The sequence below is a fragment of the Sporosarcina beigongshangi genome, assembly GCF_033485195.1.
In the GTDB taxonomy this organism is placed as follows: Bacteria; Bacillota; Bacilli; order Bacillales_A; family Planococcaceae; genus Sporosarcina; species Sporosarcina beigongshangi.
On sequence record NZ_JAWLIR010000002.1, the window covers coordinates 172,914 to 197,597 of the forward strand.

The window sequence follows — 24,684 nt, forward strand, 5'->3', positions numbered from 1 at the left end:
TCATTCCCCCTTTTCCCAATCATACTGGATAATAAGAAGTGTGGGAATTGTACCGGAAAAACAAATATTAAATTTGACCTGTTTTCAATCCTCAAAATGCGAATTTAACGCAACTATTCGTCGATGAATAGTGCGCTAAAAGCTGTAATCGGACTACCCTCATATCCTTCGTAAACGCCGTCATGACGGTCATATTCTTATTAAACTCAGTCTCATTTTCCAAAGTATTCACCCCATCTTGTTTTTCCGCCAAATTTTTAATTTGATCTATTTCTGTCGCTGCTAGTACATCGTTCAATTTCCCTGCCCCAACTGCTCCACAAGACGATGTATTTGCTGAGAAAGCTTTGCGATAGGTCCCTTCGTACTCACTCGTTTCAATCTCATCCGTTGTCAATCCAACTGCCGACCAAACGAAGTAATTATCCCCCGCATGAATGACGGCTGCTTTTGCCAATGAAGGATCTTCTGCAATAAATAGTGTCGCCGCTTCTGCCGTAGAAAATGCCCCGTGTTGCTTCGCAAACAATGGCAAGACTTTATCCGTTGCACTCTCTGCCTGCGCTTCAACTGGTGGCGGACCAACCGTTGGTACCTCCTCACTATTGGCACTCGGCTCCTCCTTCCCCTTTACCACGAAAAGAGCTAAACCAACGACAACGACCGCGGCTACTCCGATGGCAACACCGTGCAACATCGCCTTAAAAAAAGCCGCCTTCGAATAACGTTTTCCGAATTTCATTCCAGACCACCCCGTTTATCCAGCTTCAGCGCTTAGGGGCTCGAGGTCATAAGCCAAATTGTCTACGAGGCAAAAAACATCACTTCCCCAATTCGACTTATGCCTGTCGCCATTGACCAAGGCGCTTATGCTTTTATTTACTATTTAGCGTAGCAGACTGAACATGAAAAAGAACAAGACCTATGTCGCCTTGTTCTAAAAATTTATCGACTTAATAGAATAGATTGCTATACCATGTGACAAAATCAGCACCCCCAAAATAAGCTATGACTGCTGCCAGTGCAATAGATGGACCAAACGGAATAGGCGTCTTTCTTCCCTTCCCTGCTCGTTTCAATATAATCACACCTGCAATTGTCCCAATAACTGACGCAAGAAATAGCGTCAACAATGTATGAACTGTCCCAAGGACAAGCCCTATAACAAAAAACAGCTTAATATCACCGCCACCCATGCCACCCTTCGACACGACTGCAATGAGATACAGGATGCCAAAGCCTATTAGCGCTCCTAGTAAGCTATCCCACCACGGTTCTAAAGGAAAGAACAGCCGGACCACAAACAACATGACCCCGAAGGGCAGTAGCACTTTGTTAGGAATAAGCATATAAGCGATATCTGATACAGTAATGATGACAAGCAACGACATGAACAGCAGTGCAATGACCAGTTCACCACTGAAGCCTAGCGTGTAGAAAGACAATGCAAATAATAGCCCTGTCACAAACTCCATAAACGGATAGATTGGACTAATTTTCGAGCCGCAGCCACGACATTTTCCCTGCAAAAAGAGGTAAGAAAAGACCGGTACAAGATCAAGAACCCTAAGTTTTCGATTACAGGTTGTACAACGAGAAGGTGGTGACACGAGAGATTCTTTTTTCGGCACTCGTAAGCCAACGACATTGAAGAAAGAACCGAAAACGATACCGTAGATAAAAAATAATAATAAAAATACGACGTCCATGATAGCCTCCTCTACTACTTAATTGTAAAAATACAAGCACTTTGAATGAGAAAAAAAGGGAAACCATTACGATTTCTCCTTCAATAATCCGTTTATCCTGTTCATTTAGAAAAATTGACTCACTCACCCAAATAAAAAAATGTCGTCAGTTGAACAGTTGCACCGATACTATCCGTAGATTCAATATTAAATTCTTGCTCTTCGCCTGGGAGTGAGAATTCGACTGCATCAATGCGCACAATACGCTCCAGTCCCTCAACTTCCTTCAAAAAATGCTGAAGTGCTTCAAAATTCTTTGTTTTCACATCAATACTAAATGTCAGAAGCTTCAATTGTTCAGGTAGCGAGGTATCAGCGACAGGTGAAACAGGCATCTCTACCTGCCGGTCATCAGAATCCACGTCCGACTGCCCCTCTTCAGATTGTTCTGATGACGCCTCGTCAATGTTTTCTGAGTCGACTTCTGTGTCGGGTACAATTAAATTAGATTCGGCAACGGTTTCATCATAATTGTTAAATGTAATTGCTTCAATCTGTGAATCGCTCACAAACTCAATTTCTTGAATAGAACGAATTAATTTATCTAATTCACGATTTCCAGGTAGCTTTTTGCGCAATAAAAATAAACTTTCTTCAGATGTTTCTTCCGTTCCTTGTACCGCAATTTGCCCTTGCATAGTATCTATTTCAGAATGTAAAGAACTTATATTTACTTCTTTTCGTTGTTTTTCTTCACTTAAAGGATTGACAAGATAATAATAAACAGCTGCTAACAGTGCTACCGTAAGCAACCCAAGAAGTAACAAACCTGTTTTTTTATCAGATGTAATTGAATTCACGGATGAACACCTCCCCCACTAACATAGAGTGGGTCAATCATTAATATCAACTCGACGGAGTAACGTGGAATGGCAGAAAAATCTGTGTCTCCATCTGTTTGTGTAGGATCCAGATTGAAATTTTGCACATTCTCAATTTTTACATCCGTAAAATAGTCACTTTTCACAAGACGTTCAAGAAATATAGAAATATCAGTCATTGTTTCAAAATCAGCAATCATTTTTACATCATACTCAGAAAATTGATAGTCTTTCAAATAGGTATGCTGTAGAAGTAATGTATCTATCTCATTAATCAAAGGAGTCACTGCATATGAAACGGCTTCTACAAATGCAACAGACACAGCAAGATCTCCATTATTTTGCGTGGATACATTTTGCAAATCTACAACTAGCATCTCTTTTTCAGCAATAAGCTGCGTTTCCTGTGATGCTAAAAATGCAATATCACTCTTAAGTGAAAAATATTGAATTACCAAATATAATAATAAGAAAAAAATAATAGCAGAACTTATAATCATAACAAGAAAGGAATTCGACTTTTTCCCTTCAAATTTCGGTAACAGGTTAATTTCAGGAACCATTAATATTCCTCCTTCATCGCAAGTCCGATGAGTGTAGAATGCTTCCTTTTAAATCCTGGAAAGCGTTTTGCAACAAATGCATCATCGACCATCGTAGTAGGAGTCTGATAATTCTCCTTCAACTGTAGCGCGATATGATCAAGTACAGGGGAATCACCCATAATGATGATTTCGTCCACCTTCTTGTCGCCTTTATGAATGGAGAATCGGAAAAAATTTAAAATACGATCGATTTCAGCGATATGATCAACTAGATGCGAATGATACTCCTCCACCGCCCCATCAAAATGGTACTCAACTTCATCATTCTGACCTACTCGCGCAGACCATTTTCGATTAGGTAAATCAATGGATTGATAACGTAGAAACTCTACTTTTCCATTTGTATAAATGCTTATGGACAATTCATTAATCGACCAGTCGGCAATCAAATACGTTTTCGAATCGCTTAATAGCTCAACATTTCCTAAAAAACGAATATTCGTTAACGCACGAATATCTACAACAGCCGGATGAAGCGATACATCATCGAGAAGCCCCATAAACTTCAGTACTTCCTCCGATGGCGCCGCAAATAGCATCGCCTGCTCATCATTTGGCTCATGATCATAAACATCAATGAGCGGCTCCGAGAAAGGTAGGTGAATCGAGCGGCCAAGCTCCATTTCAACATATGATTTAAGCTTGTTGCTAGGTAAATCGCTTGGATGGTCAAATGTACGCATCATAACCGAACTGTCAGGAACAAAAAATCGAGCATTTTGTCGCTTTCCTCCCCAACTATGTAAATGCTGTTTGAACAGTTCATAGAGTGCCATCTCATCACGAATGAAACCTTCTTCGACGACTCCCGGATCCAAGGGGTACTCCATCACGCTTGCTTGTAATAAATCAGCCCCATTTGCCACAAGCACACGCAGGACATACTCATTTATTTCAAACGAAACATGCCGTTTCTTCTTAAAATTTAACATGTCTTGATACTCCCCCACATCCATTTACAGTAGTAGCTTAGTTTTTCGTTTGGACAAACGACTTTTTCATTTGCCCAAATGGAAAACTAATGGAGACTACAGCAGCCGAGGCTGCTGTAGTTATTAAGATTTTCTTTTGAGATAATAAATCATAAGCATAATAGAATCAATTTCATAATTGAATAATCAACATAAAAATCTGAACAAGGTTGATTTCCGCTTCAGGCGGACGCTTCCCTCGCTTTGCTCAGTCCAGGGTCTTCAGCTCGCGTTGTTCCCGCTGGAGTCGTCGCCTTTCGCTACAATCAACGAGAGTAGTTCGACACATTGATGAACTATGATCTGATAATTTTTAAAATTGTCCGTATTTATTTACGGAATAAATAATTATGGTATTAACTCAGCAGCCTGTAAAATTAATTATCAAACATATTCGGATTACTAATTACGGTGTTCTTTTAGTGGTTCCAACTTCATAGGTTGCCTTTATGTCACTACCTTTTTGAATGTCACCATTAATAGCATCAATATCCTTAGCTGTAAATGTTACCGTATAACTACCAACAGCATTATTTACAGTCGCGGTTAATGCTCGCGGTAAAGATGCAGAAACTGTTGCAGCGTCTGGAATTTTACCAGCCGTATCAAGATAGCTATCAGTTTTTAAAGTTGCCACAGTTACTGTTGTCGCTGATGGATTATCCGTATAATATAACTGCGCCGCATTAATAACATTTATCCCATCTGCTTTCACAGCGTTGTAACGTGAGTTTTCAATAATATTTCCAATCGATGGTACTGCAATTGCAGCAATAATTCCTAAAATAACGACGACCGCTAGAAGCTCGATTAACGTTAAACCTTTTTCATTTTTCATTTGCTTTTTAAATTTTTTAAACATGTCCATTCCTCCAATTTGTTTTTTATTATCATTATTTCCCCGAACACTTCCCAAGGGTGCCAGGCACTCACACAATTCACCTGAAGGATGCAAGTCACAGCCATCCTTGATTTATGCAAGTGCCTGACACCCGTTAACCATGTCTCAAACCTGCTCATACAAACTGAACATCGGTAACATGATTGCCAGTACGATTGTCCCAACTACAACTGCCAAGATGACAATCATTAGCGGTTCGATTAACGACTTCAACGTATCCACTGTTCGGTCTACATCATCCTCATAAAAGTCAGCAATCTTCAATAACATATAATCAAGTGAACCTGTTTGTTCGCCGATCGCTATCATTTGGGTAACGAGTGGTGGGAATAGCCAGCTTTTTTCAAGTGGGCCCGAAAGCGTACTACCTTGCTCTAAGCTAGAGCGTGCTTCTAGCACGATTTTACTTAATACCGGATTTCCTACGACCTTTTCAACAATTGTTAAAGCTTGTAAAATCGGAACAGAACTGCTAAACAATGAAGATAGTGTTCTCGTCATTCGTGCAATCGCTGTTTTTTGTAGTAATTTACCAAATACCGGTATCTTCAACAGTGCTAGATTAACCGTATAGTTAAAATCTTTATTTTGTCTATTAAGCATATTGAAACTAACAACGACAATCAGAACAATCCCGATGAACATCCACCAATACTGTTGTAACCAATCACTAATAACCATGACAAACTTCGTGATAATAGGTAGCTCTGCTCCAAAATCCATAAACATTACAGCAAAGCTAGGCACGATTATTACCATCAAAAATACGACAACGACTGCCGTTAAAAAGAGCAAAACGACTGGATAAGCCAGTGTCGATTGTACTTTTTTCTTCAAGTTATATTGTTTCTCATAATAGAATGCGAGTCTCTCTAATGACTCGTCCAAATTACCTGTCGCCTCTCCAGCACGAATCATATTGACAAACAGTGCAGGGAACACTTTTTGATTTTTGGAAGCAGCGTCAGAAAATGACACACCCGATCGAATATCTTCTTCGACGGCATGCAATGCTTTTTTTAATGGCTTACTCGACGTTTGTTCAGCCAAAATCTTCGTCGACTCGACAATGGTAATCCCTGCTCGAATGAGTGTAGCAAACTGTCGGCAATATATGACGAAATCCTGATTGTTGACCGCTCCACCTAGCGACAACTCTTTATGTAGCAAGCTTTTCGACTCTTCTATTTCCCGAGGATTAACGCCTCGCGAACGTAGTTTTGTAATGGCCGCCGGCTTCGAAGCTGCGTCTATTATGCCCTTTTTCAATTGGCCATCAGATGTTCTTCCACTATATCGAAAGACAGTCATGAGTACTCACCTACGTTCATATATGGTTTTGCATCTTCATAAGAAATTTTTCCATCTGACACAAGTTGCTGGATAGATGCTTCCAGCGTATGCATCCCAAGCGCTCGGCTCGTTTGCATAACGCTTGGAATTTGATGTACCTTTTCACTGCGAATTAAATTCGCAATGGCAGGTGCTTGGACTAGAATTTCTGTCGCAGCAATCCGCCCTTTTGTATCCTTTTGAACGAAAAGTCGTTGCGAAATAATTCCTAGAAGTACGCTAGCAAGCTGAATACGTATTTGCCCTTGCTGATGCGGTGGAAAAACGTCAATTATCCGATCAATCGTTGTCGGTGCACTACTCGTATGAAGCGTTGCAAGTACTAAATGTCCTGTCTCCGCTGCTGTAATCGCAGTGGAAATTGTCTCTAAGTCTCGCATTTCTCCGACTAGTATAATATCTGGATCTTGTCGTAACGACGCACGTAGACCATTTCCAAAGCTATTTGTATCTGTCCCAACCTCACGTTGGTTAATGACCGATTTTTTATGTTGATGCAAATACTCAATCGGATCTTCCAGCGTAATAATATGCTTCGCCTTTGTTGAATTGATATAATCTATCATCGCGGCAAGCGTGGTTGATTTCCCAGATCCGGTAGGACCTGTTACTAAAATGAGACCTTGCGGCTTGTCCGCGAGCTGATACAGTACATCAGGCATCCCCAACGCTTGAATAGAAGGGATTTCCGCTGCAATCATACGAGCTGCAATTGACACTTCGTTGCGCTGATAATAGGCATTAACACGAAAACGGCATAGATTAGGCAACGAAAAGTTAAAATCTGTTTCTCGCTTTTCTTGAAACTCCTCGGTCTTATGGTCTGGTAAAATATCATGAACCATCTTTTCTAAATCCGCGGATGTCAATACCGATTCTCCATATGATTGTAAAGCACCATCTATTCGGTAAACAGGAGCAATCCCCACCGCCACATGAAGATCGGACGCTTTTTCATGAAAAGCTCGCTCTAAAAGTTCAATAATTGAAAATGACATATCCTCACATCCTAATCAGATGTTGCAACCCGAAGCACTTCTTCGGTCGTTGTAATTCCTTCTTTGACTTTCAAAAGCCCATCTTCAAGCAAGTTGTAATAGCTTTTTTCCTTCATATACGCCCGGATTTCTGCCGGGTTTCTTCTATCCAATATGATTTCCTTCACATAGTCATCGATTGGCAATACCTCGTGGATAGCAAGCCTCCCACGATAGCCTGTAAAGTTACAAGCTGGACATCCTCTTCCTCTTCTCACCTCATGAATCGTAATTCCACGCTGGGTAAAAATTTCCCGTTCCCGCTCGGATGGTATATGCGACTCTCCACAGTCTCGACAAATACGACGCACCAAACGTTGGGCCACTACGCCGACAAGTGAAGAAGATATTAAAAATGGTTCGATACCCATGTCATTGAGTCGCGAGATGGATTCAACTGCACTATTCGTATGCAAGGTACTTAGCACAAGGTGACCCGTCAATGAAGCACGAATCGAAATTTGCGCTGTTTCCAAATCTCGAATTTCTCCTACCATGACGATATCAGGATCTTGGCGAAGGATTGATCGTAAACCGGCAGCAAATGTCAGGCCTACTTCCTCTTTCACTTGAATCTGATTAATCCCTTCTAATTGATATTCAACCGGATCTTCAACAGTAATAATATTTACTTCTTGAGAATTAAGACTATTCAAAGCAGCATATAACGTCGATGATTTCCCCGACCCTGTAGGACCTGTGATCAAGACAATGCCATTTGGTCGTTTAATCATATTTTGAAAGCGCATTGCATTTTCTGGTGTGAAGCCCAGTTTATCCAAGTCATTTAAAGCGCTACTTAAATCCAGAATACGCATAACAACCTTTTCACCATATACAGTTGGCAGCGTTGACAACCGTATATCGACGGGCCGGAAGTTAATGGTCGATTTAATCCGTCCATCCTGCGGTATACGGTTTTCTGTAATATTAAGATTCCCCATGATTTTTATTCGAGCAATAATGACACTTTGCATATGTTTAGGCAATGAACGTTCTGTTCGCATCGTGCCATCCACACGATAGCGAACTCTCAATTCTGTTTCCTGAGGGTCAAAGTGAATATCACTCGCTCTTTGCGCAACTGCATTTGCAATGATTTGATTGACTAAACGGACAATGGGAGAGTCTTCGTCCATTATTTCTGTTTCAGTACTCATATCACCAGGCGACAAATCACTTAACGCATCTTCCATAGACTCCTGCAAATCATAGTATTTCGTAATCGTTCGAAACAAGTCGTCTTTTGCTGCAATACTCGTTTCAATTTGACAACCAGTTGCCATCCGAATTTCTTCGATTGCAAAGTAATCCATTGGGTCAGCCATCGCAATGAGTAGCTTATTTCGGTCTTTTCGAATCGGCATAACATTGGTACGTTTCGCCAATTCCTTCGGCAGAAGTTGCAAAAGTTCAGGTTCAATCGAATATTGGTTTAAATGGATATGAGGAATTCCAAGCTGAAACTCAAGTACTTCAATCAACTGCTGTTCAGTTAATAAATTTTCATTAATGAGAAAGTCACCTAATTTTTCATCACGATTTTTTCTCGCCAGTGCAACATCCAATTGTTCAGCAGATATTACATTCGCCTCAACAAGCAGGTCTCCCAAGCGTCTCCGTGCATTCGTTTTCATCTCATACCCCTTTCAAATAACCAGCTACCGATTCGTGGGTTCAATTAAGTTTCCACCTTTATCATAGAAACTACCTTCGGGTAAATCGTACAAATCAGTAACTTCTCCAGAGATGGATCCCCCGTTCACATCCCCATCGTTTGCATCACCATTCCCAACCACATCTGGAAGCGTATTACCGTCCAAGTCAATTGTTAAATCGGGATTCATCCCTGTCGTTTCAGGTTGCTTCGATGACTTCAATACTATTCGATGCACAGGCGGATAAAAGTCTCTAGTTATCAATGACTCCTTTTCGTAAGGTCCTAATTTATCAGATACAGTTCGATAAACTGAAACACGTACACCTGGTACACCTTCCTGTAGTAGCTTTTCATCTCCGATTGCTAGTTCAGAAGAATAGCGGTAAATAATTCTCGGGTTAACATCCATCTCTTTAACGACCCGAAAAGTCGCCTTCGTTTCAATTGGTAACGAGTACAGCTCTACCAATAACCTATTGTCTTCCACAGATAATTTAAGAATAGCAGGAGCGTTGGAGCTATTGATAAATCGAAAATCCTCTTTCAACGTCCTTTGAATCTTTGCTTCAACTCCTGCTGATAAATATAGCGGAATGATATTTTGCGAATGTCGCTCAACGACCTCATAATCCGTTTGTAAAACAACACTAAATAGCACTGATGCAACAAAATTCATCGTTGCTTCGCTTACACTTCCTTCAATCAATTCCGTTTCATTCAAAAAAGAGTAAACTTCTCCGTTGCCAATCAACCGATCATTTAATTCGTTTACTACATTTAATAGATCGGCACTATCCCCCGCCATCTCCACAATCGAGAAAGAAATTCGTTCCGATTCATAGAGTGATAGATCATGCACAACAGCATCGATTGGCGAACTCGTCAAATACGAAACCTGTTCAGCAATTCGTTCGTAAGTTTCATCCGTTTGGAAAATCGAGAATTCGGCTATTTTTTCTTTTACTCGCGAATCCATTGTAAGGACTAAAGGAATATGAACAGAAGGTGTCTTTTTCCAAAAAGCGTACCAAGACTTAGCTGCTGAATCGAAATATTTTTCGACTGAAGCCTGAACATCGAAAGAAAAGTATTCGGCAGGAATTGAAAGCGTCATTCCACTTCCTTCGACAACCACTTCATGCTCTTGCCAATTACTAATTGACAATGAAATTTTGGATAGCATTTCGTCCTTTTTTAACCCTTCGACGACAACGCCACCAATCGACGACTCCACATTATTCTCTTTCGCTAAGGCAGTCTGGTTCAATGCACCATTAGCAAATAACCCAAAATATAGTAAGCATGCTATCAACGAAAAAAGGACAATACTTTTTCTTCTTATTTTCACGACCCAGACCTCGCTCCTTTATTTAACAAATAATTTCCTGTGAAAAGGAATATTTCAAGGTGAATCCAACTATTTTATACATTCATTCACATATTTTAGCATTATATTAGAATTTGTCCATGACTTATATCATATTAATAAATAAATTATTTTTCGACAAAATAATACATTGAAACTTTTAGCTCATATGTATAGGATAAACTATATATGAATTCCTTTAGTATCTAGTAAATTAACAAATAAATACAGTGTTCTCTATCTTATTGGAGGTATTGTTTATGAAAAACGACAAAGGCTTCTCGCTCCTTGAAGTACTTGCATCAATTGTTCTTCTTTCAATTATCCTATTATCCTTTTTTCAAATTTTTATTCAAACGAATAATACAGCAGTCTCAAATAATGAGAAACTAGTCGTCATCCATTTGGCAGATGCAGTACTAGAACGGTTAAAGCTAGATCCATTTACAAAAACTTTAGAGAGACCTGATAGCACGACTTACAATGAAACACCAACGATACTTACTCCTGATTCTGTGGTAATGAATAACAAAGAATATCAAATTACTATTAAAGCTAGTCAAAATACCGAGGAAAAAAATATCAAATTGATCAATGTTCTTGTGGAGGTCGTTGCAAAAAACGGTCGAACTAAAAGTTCTGTGGAAGGGTATGTTTCGTATGAGTAAATGGATAAAGAACGAACGGGGTTTGACACTCATTGAATTATTGGCAGCAACTATTTTAACTGCTTTAATTGCTGTATTCGCCTTTAGTCTATTAATGAAAGGCATTCAGCATTATAACAATATCGCAATGGACACTGTATTTCGTGATGAGGCCGATATTTTGATGAGTTCTTTAGTAAAGGAGCTGTATACAACTAAAGAATCGCAAATTACCAAAAAACATTTCCCTGAAGAAAATACAAAAAACTACTACTTTGAAATTAATAAAACAAACCCGAAGTCAAACACGGGCTTCATCAATAAAAAACTATATATACAAGGTGATGAGATTCTAGTAACTAATTCTGCTATAACAATCACAGGAAATTCAAAAATAGAAGCCAATGACAAAGCAGAAGACGGCGTTTACACGATAACTTTAGAACTTCATATGCCTATGAAAAATCAAACAGTCGAGTTCATCAATGAAATTCGAACGATAAACGATATAAGTGACAACAAGGAGGAGGAATGACAATGAGACCTGATAAAAAACAAGGCGGTTACACATTGTTGTTAACACTCGTTCTATTAATACTTTTCACAGCGCTAGGATTTAGTTTAGTAGCACTAACATCGAGTGGTATTGCAAAAAATGCGAAACGTCAGGACATCACCCAATCGGCTACCCTCTCTGAAATGGGAATCGATCGTATGACTAAGCAAATTAATAGTGAATTGACAGCTGCCTTAGGAGAAAGCGGACTCGGTAGGGGTGCATTTATTTCTGAACTTGAAAAATTACTAAATAAATACAAATGTTCCGGCGCGAATGTCCTAGAACAAACGAATAGTACCGGAACATTTGAAGTGTGTATCAACAATTATATCGACACTAAGGATGACAAAGGAGAAGACAACCCCCTTCGAAAACTCGTATACTTCACAAGTATTGGTGCTACGGGTAATTCCACCCGAACATTGGCAAGTGAAATCGAAATCGGTGCAGAATTGGTGCCAGAAACATTAAAGTATGCAATTGGAACAAATATATTATCGAAAACTCCAAAGAATGGGGAAGGGAATCTTTTACTGCACGGCGGGGTTGAGGTCCAAGGAGACATGAAAGTAGATGGTAATATTATAACGAGAGATAGAGGCTATGCTTTTTTAGGAGGTAAAGATCAGTGGATTGCAAGTCTATCCCCTTCTGCAAAGCCAACTATTGGTGTGAAAACAGCAAAATTGGTACTTGGTAAAAATGCTTATACATTAGATGCGAACGAATCCTATTCCACGCATATTGCGCGAACGGATTTCCCTTCTGGAAATAGAGATAATTATACTCATTTCTCTACCAGTAATATAAGCTCCTTATTCAGAACAGGACATGCACCTCAAGTTGTTCGGCGTGATCCAGTTAGAAGTCCAATTGGAATAGGCGATCAACAAGATTTGTACAAATATAGTCGTACAGCTCCCGGTGTCACTACTTTAATAACCAATTCAAATCGAGTGATTCAATCCCAAAGTAGACCGAACGGAAAGGTATTCCCTTCTTATTTGTATATGAGGAACGGAAGCTGCATTAAGCGTGATTGGAATTATAAATGTACTGAATACGAACAAATTCCAATGTATGAAGACAATGGTACTTATGAGTTAGTAGGAACCAACTCCTTTAAACAGTTCTCAACATTTGGTAACTTAACAATTAAACAAGATAACTCAAATATTACCGTTAAAGAAGGACTTTATATAGAGGGAGATTTAACAATAGGCAATACCAGCGCCAACCAGAATACAAATGTAAGCAATTACGTTGATGTTACAATCGATGGACCTATTTTTGTGAATGGTAAAGTCACCATTCGTGGTGCGAATTTAAAAAGCAATGCGCTAATTTACGTCAATTCCGATAGTGATTCCGCTGTCGATATTCAATACTCTACAATGAACGGTAAAGCACTTGACGGCGGAAAATCAGGCTCATTCATCATCTTCTCAAGAGGAAACGTCAAAATTTCAAACAACTCGGTAAATCAAGACGATCCAAGTCATATAAAGGGCTTCTTCTATTCAGAAAAAGATCTAGAAATATTCGGAGTTGGGTCAAATATAAAAATCGAAGGCGGGATTTCTGCTAGACGAATTGTACTAAACGCTATACGCGGAAAATCATCCTATTCTTATTTTACCGGATCACAAGTAGTAGCTTCTACAAACTTTTTTGAAGGTATGTCTAATCAACAAAATAAGGACTCACGTCTTCAGATTCTTTATGACCCAGAGATTATCGCGACATACTCTGACTTAAAACAACAAGAACCGATAATTTACAAAGTCGATCCGCCTCTCGAAACAAACCGTTCCTATTAACTATTCTCTACGCCTAGTAAAATAATTTAAAAATTTAATCTCAATTGCAAAACAGAAGTACCTCCAAACTAAATTGTGGAGGTACTTCTGTTTTCAACTATAAGAACGACCGATTCCCAAGCTTTCCTCAAACAGTAACAATCTCTTTTTCTGAAAATACGCCTACTCGGTTTCTTCCCGCCTGTTTACCACCGATATAAAGCGCCCTGTCTGCATTACGTAATAACAACTTAGCGTCTTCTGCATCCTCTGGTACTGTTGCAACCCCGACGCTAATCGTCATTTGAACATCTATAGGACTGCGATTCTCCGATAAATCAGGAACGATGCGAAATGTCATCTCCTCTACTTCTTTCCTAATTTTCTCAGCAAGCTCAATCGTTCTCGACTTCCCTTTATCGCGTAAGATGAAGACGAATTCTTCACCGCCATATCTTGCAAGCGTATCGTCTTGATTGACAAATGACAGTAAAACTTCTGAAAGTGCTCGGAGTAGATCATTACCGCTTTGATGGCCATATGTGTCGTTAATCACTTTAAAATAATCAATATCTAGCATAATTGCGGATAATGAATGCAGTTCACCTGTATGATAACGAATAATATCTTCGTCCAACTTTTTATCTAAATAACGGAAGTTATTCAAGTTTGTAAGTCCACATCTTTCACTTTGCTCAACTGTTTTTTCAAACAGGCGTGCCTTGACCAATGAAATCGCGAAATAACCAGTTAACATATCCACAATTTTCATCTCAAGTGCTTGGAATATATTTTTATGATGTGATGTAAGAATTAACATCCCTTCTGTCTTTTGATTACGTTTAATCGGTGCAGTCATCACGCTTTTCACCCTATCTGAAAACGTAAAGTTTTTCAATTGAACTATTTCTTTTTTTGTACCAAATATTTTTGGAATATCCAAATCTAGTCCGTCATCCCATTCAACCTTTGATTTAAAAGTGAGATGATTCACTTTTTTAGAAACGACAGCATTTTCTGAGCCCATTAACGTGACAAGGTGTTTGCCAGAACGTAAATCCAACACATAAGCAGCATCATAAGAAACAACATTTCGCAATTTAACGATGAATGTTCGAACAACATCTTCAAATCCGAGACGATCCGCGAGCTCTCGCCCAATTACATTAGCTGATGACAGCTTGTAACTAAAATTATCTGATCGGTGATACATGCTAATAATGACTAAAATAAAGAGAAAAGGGATGCCACAAATTAAAATAGATTTATTTCCAAAAAATATATGCAAATAATACAAAGACACACTAAATGGAAAAACAAGTATAGTTATTACATAGTCCCAAAGCGTCCCCCTATTCCATAGCGTTAACTTCTCATCCACAATTGCAAAAAACACCTTTAATAACAAACTGTTCGTCAACATATAAGTAATGGCATAAACAGCACCAAACAGCACAATGGATAAAAAGTTCACAGTTCCCACTTCACCACCGACTGCATAAAAAGCCAACGCACTCGTCACCGATACAACAGCAAACATCGACGAATTTATAAAAAAGCGTTGAGCTGCTGGTACAGACGTTTTCCCAGTGAAAAGCAGTAAAATCATCGCAATTTGCATGAATATTAACTCGGCAAATAGGCCGTATTGAAAAAAGACGGTAAATGTAATCCAACGCTCTAACGATATTGTTATATTGGTCAACCGAATCGGCAACATCATTGTCACCATGAGGATTGCAAAATATAAAAAAATCGTTAACCAATTAACATCTTTGACAGGCATATACTGGTAAGAAAAATAAATAGCGAGAGGAGCAATGATGGTCCAGATTGCTACTAATAAAAATCGCCTTTTCCGGGTTAACCCCATACATTCTCCCCCTTTTCTTTCAATATTTCGTACTAAAGAATCTAATAGCTATGTTTATTACTTAAGTGAATGGAGTGATAACAGAGGTTCAACATTTCTCTTCACTTTACATACATAGCAACACGGTTTCGCCCAGCTTGTTTAGCACCGATATACAACGCACGATCCGCATTACGCAATAATGTCATCGCTTCATCGGTATCCTGTGGCGCTGATGAAACCCCTATACTACAAGTTATATGAATCACTGTTGGATATTTGTCCTCGCCAAGGTCAGGGACGATTAAAAAGTTATGTCCACCGATTTTTGCACGTAAGTCTTCTGCAAAATCATAAGCCTCCGATTTCGTCATCCCCGGTAAAATGAAGACAAACTCCTCACCACCATATCGCCCAACTATTCCATCTTCCGGAAGTGCAGCCTCTAGCTTCTTTGCTAAAATGTAGAGAATGTCATTGCCACTTTGATGACCATATTCATCATTTATTTTCTTGAAATAATCAATATCAAGCATGACAACAGACAAATTCACGGAGCCGTCACTCGTCACCTGTCCCATTTGATAAGTCAATTGTTCCTCCAAATAACGATAGTTATAAAGCCCGGTTAACGCACAGCGCTCATTTTTCGTAACTGCTTCTTCCATATAGCGCGCTTTTTCCACAGATACCGTAAAATAAGAACAAAGCAAATCCATAATCTTAACTTGGTATTCCAGAAAAGCAGATTTCTTTTTAGAACCTAGCAGCAAGACCCCTTCAATTTTTTGATTTCGAGCGATTGGTATACAGATAACACTCTGTATCTCGTCAGGCATATAGTCATGAGTTTTTGCCTCCCATTCCTCCTTCGAGGAGTAAATGACCGGCTCCTCGGTTTGCAAAACCCGTCCAGCCAATCCCTGCCCCATCCCAAAACGTGCAATCGCAATCGTTTTAAATTGGCCATATTCATAGGAGCTAATCACTTCTAACCAATCCTCATTATAATCAAATAAATAAGCAAATTCGACATCAAAGAGATTCGATACTTTTCTGATGAACTGGTCGATTACTTCTTTTTCCGTCATCATACCTGAAAGCTCCTGCCCAATCTGGCTTGCCTGCTGCAAATAATTATTAATCTTCTCAGAACTATTGTAAAGTCGGGCAATAAATGTAATAAGGAAAAATGGCATTACTAATAAAAGAAATGCACCTGTTCCTACTATATAAATCATAAAGTAAAGTGTGAGCGCCATTGGGATAATGACAAGCATTATGACATAATCAGCTAAAATATCATTTGTTGTATACAATGTTTTAATTCTCTTATAGCGAGCGTAAATCCTTAATGCAAGATCATTAAAAGCTGTATGGACGACCTGATAGAAAGCAACACTGACTAATACCTGCCAAAATTCAAGTGATCCAACCTCTCCACCTACAGCATAAAAAGCAATTGCTCCAAGAATAGATAGGACTAAAAAGAGTACTGAGTTAAAGAAAAATCGCAAAAGAATTGTTAAAGAACCTGATTTATTGAATAAAGTCGCCAAAATAGCTAGTTGCATCACGATTATTTCCACAAACAAGCCGTACATTAAAAAAGCTGGAATGGTTAGCCATGTAACAAGAAACATGGGTGATTCATTTTTTTTGATGGGATAATAGACAGCTAGAAAACTGAAAATCGCAAAAATAGCTACAGTTGTCCAGTCCACTTTTACAGGCGGATAATTGACAAAAACCATATACATACCGAATGGCACAACCATTATCCACATTATAAAATACTTTATAGTAGACTTATTTCCAGCTGACATCACTTTCAAACCCCCTAGCAAACAAGTCAATGAGTCGGAATATATAGAACTAATATATAACTTATCAAACTAAAGAGTCCCTGTCACGACAAATCACTTTCATTTTAGAAATCTCGTAATTAGGTCATAAGTCCAGAAATCATGTACAAAGAACCTGTAACTATTAGCCTTCTTTTATCAACTCTATGTAGTATTATAGTATCACATTCGGCAGTTGTCACCTTTTTCCTCTCGTGATGGCAATACTCCATCAACTTTTTCGGATCTTCCGCTTGCGGATGCGGAAAGGTAACAAACGTAAATGAAGCGGCTACAGGTAACAATTCGTTTAATGTTTGCTCAATATCTTTGCCCTTTAACATACCCATTATGAAATCGACTCTCTCTCCCGGAAACTCCAATTGAATTGTTTCAACAAGCATTTTAGCTGCTGCAGGGTTATGCGCACCATCCATAAATACATTTGGAAACACTTCTTGAAAACGAAAAGATAGTTGAGTCGTCGCAATAGCTTCCGCAACCTTGTCCTTTTCTAAAACGACTCCTGCTACAAGAAGTGCTTCAATGGCCACCGCCGCATTTACACCTTGATGAGGTCCTTTCATTTTCCTCCCTTTTAGCTGAAAGACTTCGAGTCCTTTAAATACATCTTGGTTATCTATCGTAAACTGATCCCCATAAGCGAATAATTCACTTTGCAGTTCCCTAGCAGTAGATTGTACGACCACTAAAGCCTCTTCCCGCAGTGCTCCGATTACGACTGGTTTTCCAGCTTTTATAATGCCTGCCTTATGCTCAGTGACTTTTTCCAATGTTCTCCCAAGAAATGAAGTATGATCTAGTGCAATAGAAGGTATAACAGAAACAAGTGGTATGACGACATTTGTACTATCCAACTTTCCACCCATTCCTGTTTCCAACAGGACAAAATTGGGTGCGAACTGATGGCACGCTACAAATGCGGCAACTGTTAACAATTCAAAATCTGTTAGCTTACCGCTCAAGCCCGCTTCTTTCATCTTTTTAAATGCGGCATCTAAATCATCAGTCGAAATCGGTTGTCCATTAAAGCGAATTTGATCATGTATATCAATTAAGGCTGGCGATGAAAAAACAACCGTCGAAAAACCATGTTGACGTAAAATCCCTTCCATAAATGCAATCGTTGACCCTTTACCGTTCGTCCCAGCTACGTGGATAATCTGCAAATCATTTTCTGGATTCCCGACTAATGCAAGTGCATCTTGGATAGCTTCGAGTCCTGGTTTTATAGCGTCGTCACTTTCGATTGCCCATCGTTTTTTATATTCGTCCATTTTCGGAATCAAAATTATCCCTCCATATGATAGAATCTACATAGGAAAAGTATATCACGGCTGGAGGGGCACAATGTTAAGTTGCTGGATAATTTATAACGGAAGTTTAACGAGCGATAAATTTAAGGATCAGGCAGAATTAATACGGGAAGCGGCTGAACGAGCAGGTGTTCAAGCTGAACTTAAAAAGAATTACGAAGTTCTAATGTATTTGTCAAAACCACTTGAACAATATCCCAACTTCGTTGTCTTTTTGGACAAAGATATTTTACTTGCACACTATTTAAAAAATGCGGGGGTTGCTGTTTTCAACAACCCTATTGTCATAGAAACTTGTGATAACAAAGCGAAACAATATTTACAATTAGCCGCATCGGACATTCCTATGCCCGAAACAATCATTGCACCAAAAGTGTATCCTGCATTCACTATTCGAAATTCGGGGTATTACGAACGAGTGCTAGAGCGTCTCAAACTGCCAATGATTATCAAGGAAGGTCATGGCTCATTCGGCATGAAGGTGTATTTGATTGAAACAGAACAGCAGTTTTATGAAAAAATAGACGAATTGCGCGGTGTCGATTATGTATTCCAGAAATTCATCGCAACGAGTCGTGGACGTGATATCCGAGTCAATATCGTCGGCGGTGAAATTGTCGCAGCAATGTACCGGTATTCAGAAACAGATTTCCGAGCCAATATTACAAATGGTGGTGTGGCGTCAAAAGTTGAGTTAACCGATTCCCAACGGAAATTGGCGATACAGGCAGCTGAGGCAGTCGGTGCTGAATTCGCGGGTGTTGATCTATTATTCGGAAACAATGAGGAACCACTCGTCTGCGAGGTAAATGCAGCCGCGCATATCCGCAATATTTATAACGTTACGGGCGTTAATGTCGCGGATGCAATGATTGCTTATATTTTGAGGAAGCTTGCATGAAGGGCGTTGTTTACTACTCGAAAATTGAAGCTATTAGAAATCAAATGTTCATCGACGACCTGATAAATGAGGCAGGACGCATAGGCATCGAGTTGCACTTACTTACCGGAGATAAACAGCCAGATACCGATGTAGACTTTATTCTTTTTCGGGATCGTAATCCAAGCCTTGCCGGTCAATTTGAAAGCGAAGGCTTCCGTTTAGTAAACCGAGCCGAGGTTAACCGCATTGCTAACGATAAACTTAAATCATTCGAGCTTGCTACCCTTCTCGGCATTGCAGCTGTACCCACAAAGAAAGTACGGAGGGTGGATCAAATTACCGCGTACCCATGTGTCTTGAAAACGATAGACGGATATGGTGGGCAAGAAGTCGTCCTTTGCACATCACAAATACAGGCGCAAGGTTTTTTCACACAATTCCATAACCAAACTATCATTGCCCAACCATACATCGAATCCGGCGCACGCGATATCCGTGTCTTCATGTTGGGTGAAGAAGTGATTGCTGCGGTCAAACGGACTGGCAACGGCTCCTTCAAATCAAATTACACACTCGGTGGCTCGGTCGAAAAATATACACTTGATGGCTGGCAAGAAAAAGAAGCGAAGCGTATCGCTAAAGCGTTGAAAAGCGACTATATCGGGATTGATTTTATCTTGTTACCTGATGGTAGGTGGTTGTTCAATGAAATCGAAGATCCCGTCGGCGCACGATCGCTATATACGACACATGATTTCTCAGTCGCCGGGGAATTGATGGAATATATCAAGTTGAGACTTTCCTAAAAGTGATTGCCTGCATGTTCCGCAATCCAATGAGCAGAAATAAACAAAGACCCAATCGTATTTCCACGATTGGGTCTTTGTGTGTTCGTCTTAGATTTCTTTCAATTCCTGCATACGACGCTCAACCGCTGCGTACTTTTCAAGATAGTCCTTTTCTTTCGCACGTTCTTCTGCGACAACAGCTTCAGGTGCTTTGGACATGAAACGCTCGTTGGCAAGCTTACCTTGAACACGTTTGACTTCACCTTGCCATTTCGCTAACTCTTTTGTAAGGCGAGCAAGTTCTTCGTCTATATTCAATAATCCTTCGAGTGGCAAGAATAATTCTGCGCCCGTGACGACTGCTGACATCGATTTCCCTGGTGCTGCTATTGCCTTGCCAAGTGTTAATGTCTCCGGGTTACAGAAGCGCTCAATGTAGCCTCGGTTTGCTTCTAGCACAGCAACCGTTGCGTCATCTTTCGCAGCAATGTACAAAGGCACTTTTTTACTCATCGGTGTATTCACTTCAGCACGGATATTGCGCACGGCACGAATAATATCCATCAATAATTTCATATCTGTTGCACGTGATTCGTCCGTTAGCGCCGCATTGGCAACCGGCCATGCTGCTACCGTAATAGACTCCCCTTCATGCGGCAAGTTCTGCCAGATTTCTTCCGTAATGAAGGGCATGAATGGGTGTAACAAACGCATTGTATTGTCGAGAACGTAAGCGAGAACAGAGCGCGTCATTTTCTTCGCTGTTTCATCTTCCCCGTACAACGGTAGCTTCGCCATTTCAATATACCAGTCACAGAAATCATCCCAGATAAAGTTATATAATGCACGGCCCACTTCACCGAACTCATAGCGATCAGCTAATTTCGTCACTTGCTCGATGGTTTCATTCAAACGCGTTAAAATCCATGCATCCGCAGCTGATTTTTCACCTGAGAGGTCAATCTCTTCATACGTCATGCCATCCATATTCATCAGCGCGAAACGGGAAGCATTCCAGATTTTATTGGCAAAGTTCCAAATGGATTCTACCTTTTCTGTTGAGTAGCGAAGATCCTGCCCTGGTGATGAACCAGTTGATAGGAAGTAGCGCAACGCATCTGCTCCGTATTTGTCGATGACATCCATTGGGTCAATACCATTACCAAGTGACTTGGACATTTTGCGACCGTCTTCTGCACGTACCAAGCCGTGAATCAACACATCTTTAAATGGACGTTGTTCTGTAAATTCAATACCTTGGAAAATCATCCGAGACACCCAGAAGAAAATGATGTCATAGCCTGTTACAAGCGCATCTGTTGGGTAGTAGCGTTTGAATTCCTCGTTATCGCCATCCGGCCAGCCCATTGTTGAGAACGGCCATAGCGCAGAGGAGAACCATGTATCGAGTACGTCATTGTCCTGTGTCCAGTTTTCAATATCTGCTGGTGCTTCGTGACCAACATGTACTTCGCCTGTTTCATTATGATACCAAGCTGGAATGCGGTGGCCCCACCAAAGTTGGCGAGAAATACACCAGTCATGTACGTTCTCCATCCATTGTAAATACGTGTGCTCAAAACGGTCAGGTACGAAATTAACTTTGCCTTCTGTTTGTTGAAGCTTAACGGCTTCATCGGAAAGCGTCTGCATTCTGACGAACCATTGTGTCGATAAATACGGTTCAACAACAGCGCCGCTTCGCTCTGAGTGACCAACAGAGTGCAAATGATCTTCGATTTCGAATAAAACACCCATGTCTTGCAAGTCTTTAACGATTGCTTTACGGCATTCGAAGCGGTCCATTCCTTCGTATTTACCTGCTAACTTGTTCATAGAGCCGTCTTCATTCATCACCAAAACACGCTCTAAATTGTGACGGTTACCGATTTCAAAGTCATTCGGGTCATGAGCAGGTGTAATTTTCACTGCCCCACTACCGAATTCCATATCCACGTAATCGTCTGCAACAATTGGAATTTCACGGCCTACGATTGGTAAACGCACCGTTTTGCCGATTAAATGCTTGTAGCGCTCATCTTCTGGGTGTACTGCAACTGCTGTATCACCAAGCATCGTTTCTGGGCGTGTTGTTGCAATTTCAATATTACCCGTGCCATCTGTTAGTGGATAGCGCATATGATAGAAGGCACCCTGCACATCTTTATGGATTACTTCGATGTCAGATATAGCTGTTTTCGTCGCTGGGTCCCAGTTGATAATGTATTCGCCACGGTAAATGAGATCTTTTTCGTACAGTTTCACGAACACTTCCTGTACAGCTTTTGACAGACCTTCATCCAATGTGAAACGCTCGCGTGAATAGTCGAGACCTAAACCAAGTTTGCCCCATTGTGCGCGGATATGGTCGGCATATTCTTCTTTCCATTTCCATGTTTCCTCAACAAATTTCTCACGACCTAGGTCATAGCGCGTGATGCCATCTTCACGTAATTTCGCTTCAACACGTGCCTGCGTGGCAATCCCCGCATGGTCCATTCCCGGCAACCATAATGCGTCATAGCCTTGCATGCGCTTCATGCGCGTTAGGATATCTTGTAGTGTAGTATCCCAAGCGTGGCCAAGATGAAGTTTACCTGTTACGTTCGGCGGTGGAATCACGATCGTATACGGTTTTTTATCACTTTTGGGTTGTGCTTCGAAGAATTTCCCTTTTAACCACCATTCATAACGACCTGATTCAATGGACTGCGGATCATATTTTGTGGGCATCGACAAGTTTTCATTTGACATAGTAATTCCTCCTTTGTTTTTGGACACTAAGAAATGTGAAAGGCGCCGCTTAGCCCTGACAAGCGCTGGAAGACCTGAAGATAAAGGCGTTTTTCGCCTTTATCAGCAGGGAGGAGGGATGTACTTCAATCCCTCCCTATACTAAAGCGACTCGAAGGGCTGGCGCCTTAAAACTGGACAACAAAAAAACTCCTATCGCCTTAAAGGACGAAGGAGCTGTTCGCGGTACCACCTTTATTCGTGCACAACAAAGAACTCGTGCACCTCACACTTCGATAACGGCTTCAAACCGGTTTCTGCTACTAAAGATGAAATCTTCATCCTGTTCCCAGAAACTGCTCGCGGGTGACATTCGGTCAATCAATTACAGGGCCTCTCACCACCGGCACCCTCTCTGAAGTAATCAAATTTACGTACTATCCCGTTCATCGCATCTTTATATAGTTGCTTATTATTGTAGCGGAATAGTAGATCACCCGTCAAGTATATTATCAATTACGCCTCAGCGTAATTGCGTCCAGATTTTGAATCGAGCTTGCTCGATTAACTCTCTACAAAATCTGTGACATCCGCTGGAGGCTTCATCTTTGTTCAGCCGGCGTTTGAACGCCCCCTAAACAGGATATAAAACTGCAGTCATTTCTCCCCTATAGAGGTGAGAAATGACTGCAGAATAAAGATGAAAGGATTGTATGATGAGAAAAGGATATAACCCATATTTACTGCCACCTTGGCTGCGAAAGTGCCGTTTTTATTGCAAGGGAATCATCATCCCGATTTGTATTTTCCAACTCATTCGTTTGTTAATCGTGCCGACGACCGGGGATTTCCTGCTATTGTGCTTACTCTGTGGATTAGCTTTCGTTTTTTACAAAAACATCATTTGAACGGAAACTCGTTATGGAAACCCCATCTTCAAGCCCTGCAATGAATGCCAGCGCTTCGTCTGCCTCATGGAATGGAGTGCCGGCTTGAGTTGCAGTCGGTGAATCGACCACGAGGGCATCTTCGGCTTCTGTAATCCCTGACTTATCCGCTTCAATTGTTATGGACAAATCATCTGCTTCTACAACTTCTTTCAGCTCTTCTGTTGACGCAGTCATTGCCGGCTCTTCCACTTGGGCTACTGCTTTTTCGTAGGAACACTCGACATCCCAAACTACACTAAATACCCCTTGTCCGTCCGATTCATTAATCGCTGCCGTTGTCACAACTTGTAACGGACTACCTACCTCAGACGGTAAATCAATGTGAAGAGGCACTGCATATTCAAAATACCCCGCCTCTCCTTGCACATCTACATCATCAATAAGAATCGCTGAATCCGAAAAATCTTCCGCTCTTTGCCCCTCATCAAACACGACATTCGCTGCGATATGATAAACACCCGTCAAGCGCACAGCTTCTGCCGTCCGTTCCTCCGTATACCTCGGGATTACTTGCAATAACTCCACACCTGCCGGCACGCCTGTCTCTACCGGGAAAATAAAATCCTCCTGCATCGTCCACTGCTTCTTCTCCATTATTGTTCCCTCCTCTATTCCTACACAAACAATTGTATGCACGGATTGTGTTTGATAGAAGGACGGGAGTGGAATTTGGGAACTGAAGTACAAAATTCGAAACTCGACTACCTATTCCAGAAACTCGACTACCTGGCCGAAACTGGACTAGCCTCGCACCAAACTGAACTACGAAATTCGAAAACCGGACTACCTATATGAAAAACTCAATTACTCCCGATTCATTACATAAACAA

At 40.5% G+C, this 24,684-nt stretch carries 20 protein-coding genes and 1 other annotated feature; of the genes, 5 read left to right on the forward strand and 15 right to left on the reverse strand.

Annotation, left to right across the window (positions count from 1 at the left end; genetic code table 11):
- Positions 1–91: 91 nt before the first annotated feature.
- The 10 genes from R2B77_RS01415 to R2B77_RS01460 all read right to left on the reverse strand — a co-directional run bounded on the left by R2B77_RS01415 (position 92) and on the right by R2B77_RS01460 (position 10,444).
- Positions 92–742, reverse strand: a complete 651-nt coding sequence (locus tag R2B77_RS01415) for a hypothetical protein (protein WP_203246789.1) — start codon at positions 740–742, stop codon at positions 92–94.
- A gap of 211 nt (positions 743–953) precedes the next feature.
- Entirely contained in the window at positions 954–1,709 is a 756-nt protein-coding gene (locus R2B77_RS01420; RefSeq protein WP_203246788.1) for a prepilin peptidase, read from the reverse strand.
- 119 nt (positions 1,710–1,828) lie between these two features.
- A complete protein-coding gene (locus tag R2B77_RS01425; protein WP_203246787.1) occupies positions 1,829–2,548 on the reverse strand; it encodes a hypothetical protein in 720 nt (239 codons plus the stop codon).
- Positions 2,545–3,132 carry a hypothetical protein gene (locus R2B77_RS01430; protein WP_203246786.1) on the reverse strand — a complete coding sequence of 196 codons (588 nt, stop codon included), beginning with the start codon at positions 3,130–3,132 and terminating at the stop codon, positions 2,545–2,547. Before R2B77_RS01430 ends, R2B77_RS01425 begins: the two co-directional genes overlap by 4 nt.
- Positions 3,132–4,106: a type IV pilus biogenesis protein PilM gene (gene pilM / locus R2B77_RS01435; RefSeq protein ID WP_203246785.1), complete on the reverse strand. Its 975-nt coding sequence runs from the start codon at positions 4,104–4,106 to the stop codon at positions 3,132–3,134. The genes R2B77_RS01430 and pilM overlap by 1 nt, the downstream gene beginning before the upstream one ends.
- A 445-nt stretch (positions 4,107–4,551) precedes the next feature.
- Positions 4,552–5,013, reverse strand: coding sequence for a type II secretion system protein (locus R2B77_RS01440; protein WP_203246784.1), 462 nt, complete (start codon positions 5,011–5,013; stop codon positions 4,552–4,554).
- 138 nt (positions 5,014–5,151) lie between these two features.
- Positions 5,152–6,357 (reverse strand): type II secretion system F family protein, encoded by a 1,206-nt coding sequence (locus R2B77_RS01445; protein WP_203246783.1) that lies wholly within the window; start codon positions 6,355–6,357, stop codon positions 5,152–5,154.
- Positions 6,354–7,397: a type IV pilus twitching motility protein PilT gene (locus R2B77_RS01450; RefSeq protein WP_203246782.1), complete on the reverse strand. Its 1,044-nt coding sequence runs from the start codon at positions 7,395–7,397 to the stop codon at positions 6,354–6,356. Before R2B77_RS01450 ends, R2B77_RS01445 begins: the two co-directional genes overlap by 4 nt.
- Before the next feature lie 11 nt (positions 7,398–7,408).
- Positions 7,409–9,073, reverse strand: coding sequence for a GspE/PulE family protein (locus R2B77_RS01455; protein ID WP_203246781.1), 1,665 nt, complete (start codon positions 9,071–9,073; stop codon positions 7,409–7,411).
- A 24-nt stretch (positions 9,074–9,097) separates the two neighbouring features.
- The gene (locus tag R2B77_RS01460; RefSeq protein WP_203246780.1) at positions 9,098–10,444 is read right to left on the reverse strand and encodes a VanW family protein; all 1,347 of its coding nucleotides are present in this window, start codon (positions 10,442–10,444) and stop codon (positions 9,098–9,100) included.
- A 278-nt stretch (positions 10,445–10,722) separates the two neighbouring features.
- On the opposite strand from R2B77_RS01460, the gene R2B77_RS01465 reads away from it, so the two are divergent.
- The 3 genes from R2B77_RS01465 to R2B77_RS01475 are packed head-to-tail and all read left to right on the forward strand — an operon-like array spanning position 10,723 to position 13,488.
- Positions 10,723–11,130, forward strand: coding sequence for a type IV pilus modification PilV family protein (locus R2B77_RS01465; protein ID WP_203246779.1), 408 nt, complete (start codon positions 10,723–10,725; stop codon positions 11,128–11,130).
- The gene (locus tag R2B77_RS01470; protein ID WP_203246778.1) at positions 11,123–11,644 is read left to right on the forward strand and encodes a prepilin-type N-terminal cleavage/methylation domain-containing protein; all 522 of its coding nucleotides are present in this window, start codon (positions 11,123–11,125) and stop codon (positions 11,642–11,644) included. Before R2B77_RS01465 ends, R2B77_RS01470 begins: the two co-directional genes overlap by 8 nt.
- A 2-nt stretch (positions 11,645–11,646) precedes the next feature.
- Positions 11,647–13,488, forward strand: coding sequence for a hypothetical protein (locus R2B77_RS01475; RefSeq protein WP_203246777.1), 1,842 nt, complete (start codon positions 11,647–11,649; stop codon positions 13,486–13,488).
- Positions 13,489–13,615: 127 nt separating this feature from the next.
- Here the strand turns inward: R2B77_RS01475 and R2B77_RS01480 are convergent, their stop codons facing one another.
- The 3 genes from R2B77_RS01480 to R2B77_RS01490 all read right to left on the reverse strand — a co-directional run bounded on the left by R2B77_RS01480 (position 13,616) and on the right by R2B77_RS01490 (position 18,473).
- Positions 13,616–15,340, reverse strand: coding sequence for a GGDEF domain-containing protein (locus R2B77_RS01480; protein WP_203246776.1), 1,725 nt, complete (start codon positions 15,338–15,340; stop codon positions 13,616–13,618).
- Between the two features lie 101 nt (positions 15,341–15,441).
- Positions 15,442–17,145, reverse strand: a complete 1,704-nt coding sequence (locus R2B77_RS01485; protein WP_232843437.1) for a sensor domain-containing diguanylate cyclase — start codon at positions 17,143–17,145, stop codon at positions 15,442–15,444.
- Between the two features lie 119 nt (positions 17,146–17,264).
- Positions 17,265–18,473 carry a bifunctional folylpolyglutamate synthase/dihydrofolate synthase gene (locus R2B77_RS01490; protein ID WP_203246774.1) on the reverse strand — a complete coding sequence of 403 codons (1,209 nt, stop codon included), beginning with the start codon at positions 18,471–18,473 and terminating at the stop codon, positions 17,265–17,267.
- A 61-nt stretch (positions 18,474–18,534) separates the two neighbouring features.
- On the opposite strand from R2B77_RS01490, the gene R2B77_RS01495 reads away from it, so the two are divergent.
- A complete protein-coding gene (locus R2B77_RS01495; RefSeq protein ID WP_203246773.1) occupies positions 18,535–19,401 on the forward strand; it encodes an ATP-grasp domain-containing protein in 867 nt (288 codons plus the stop codon).
- Complete coding sequence (locus R2B77_RS01500; RefSeq protein ID WP_203246772.1) at positions 19,398–20,189, forward strand: ATP-grasp domain-containing protein; 792 nt, start codon at positions 19,398–19,400, stop codon at positions 20,187–20,189. The genes R2B77_RS01495 and R2B77_RS01500 overlap by 4 nt, the downstream gene beginning before the upstream one ends.
- A gap of 90 nt (positions 20,190–20,279) precedes the next feature.
- Here R2B77_RS01500 and R2B77_RS01505 read toward each other — a convergent pair whose 3' ends face one another.
- Positions 20,280–22,925, reverse strand: coding sequence for a valine--tRNA ligase (locus R2B77_RS01505; RefSeq protein WP_203246771.1), 2,646 nt, complete (start codon positions 22,923–22,925; stop codon positions 20,280–20,282).
- A gap of 200 nt (positions 22,926–23,125) precedes the next feature.
- Positions 23,126–23,363, reverse strand: a binding site (T-box leader).
- A gap of 416 nt (positions 23,364–23,779) precedes the next feature.
- The gene (locus tag R2B77_RS01510; protein WP_203246770.1) at positions 23,780–24,448 is read right to left on the reverse strand and encodes a hypothetical protein; all 669 of its coding nucleotides are present in this window, start codon (positions 24,446–24,448) and stop codon (positions 23,780–23,782) included.
- Positions 24,449–24,684: the final 236 nt, after the last annotated feature.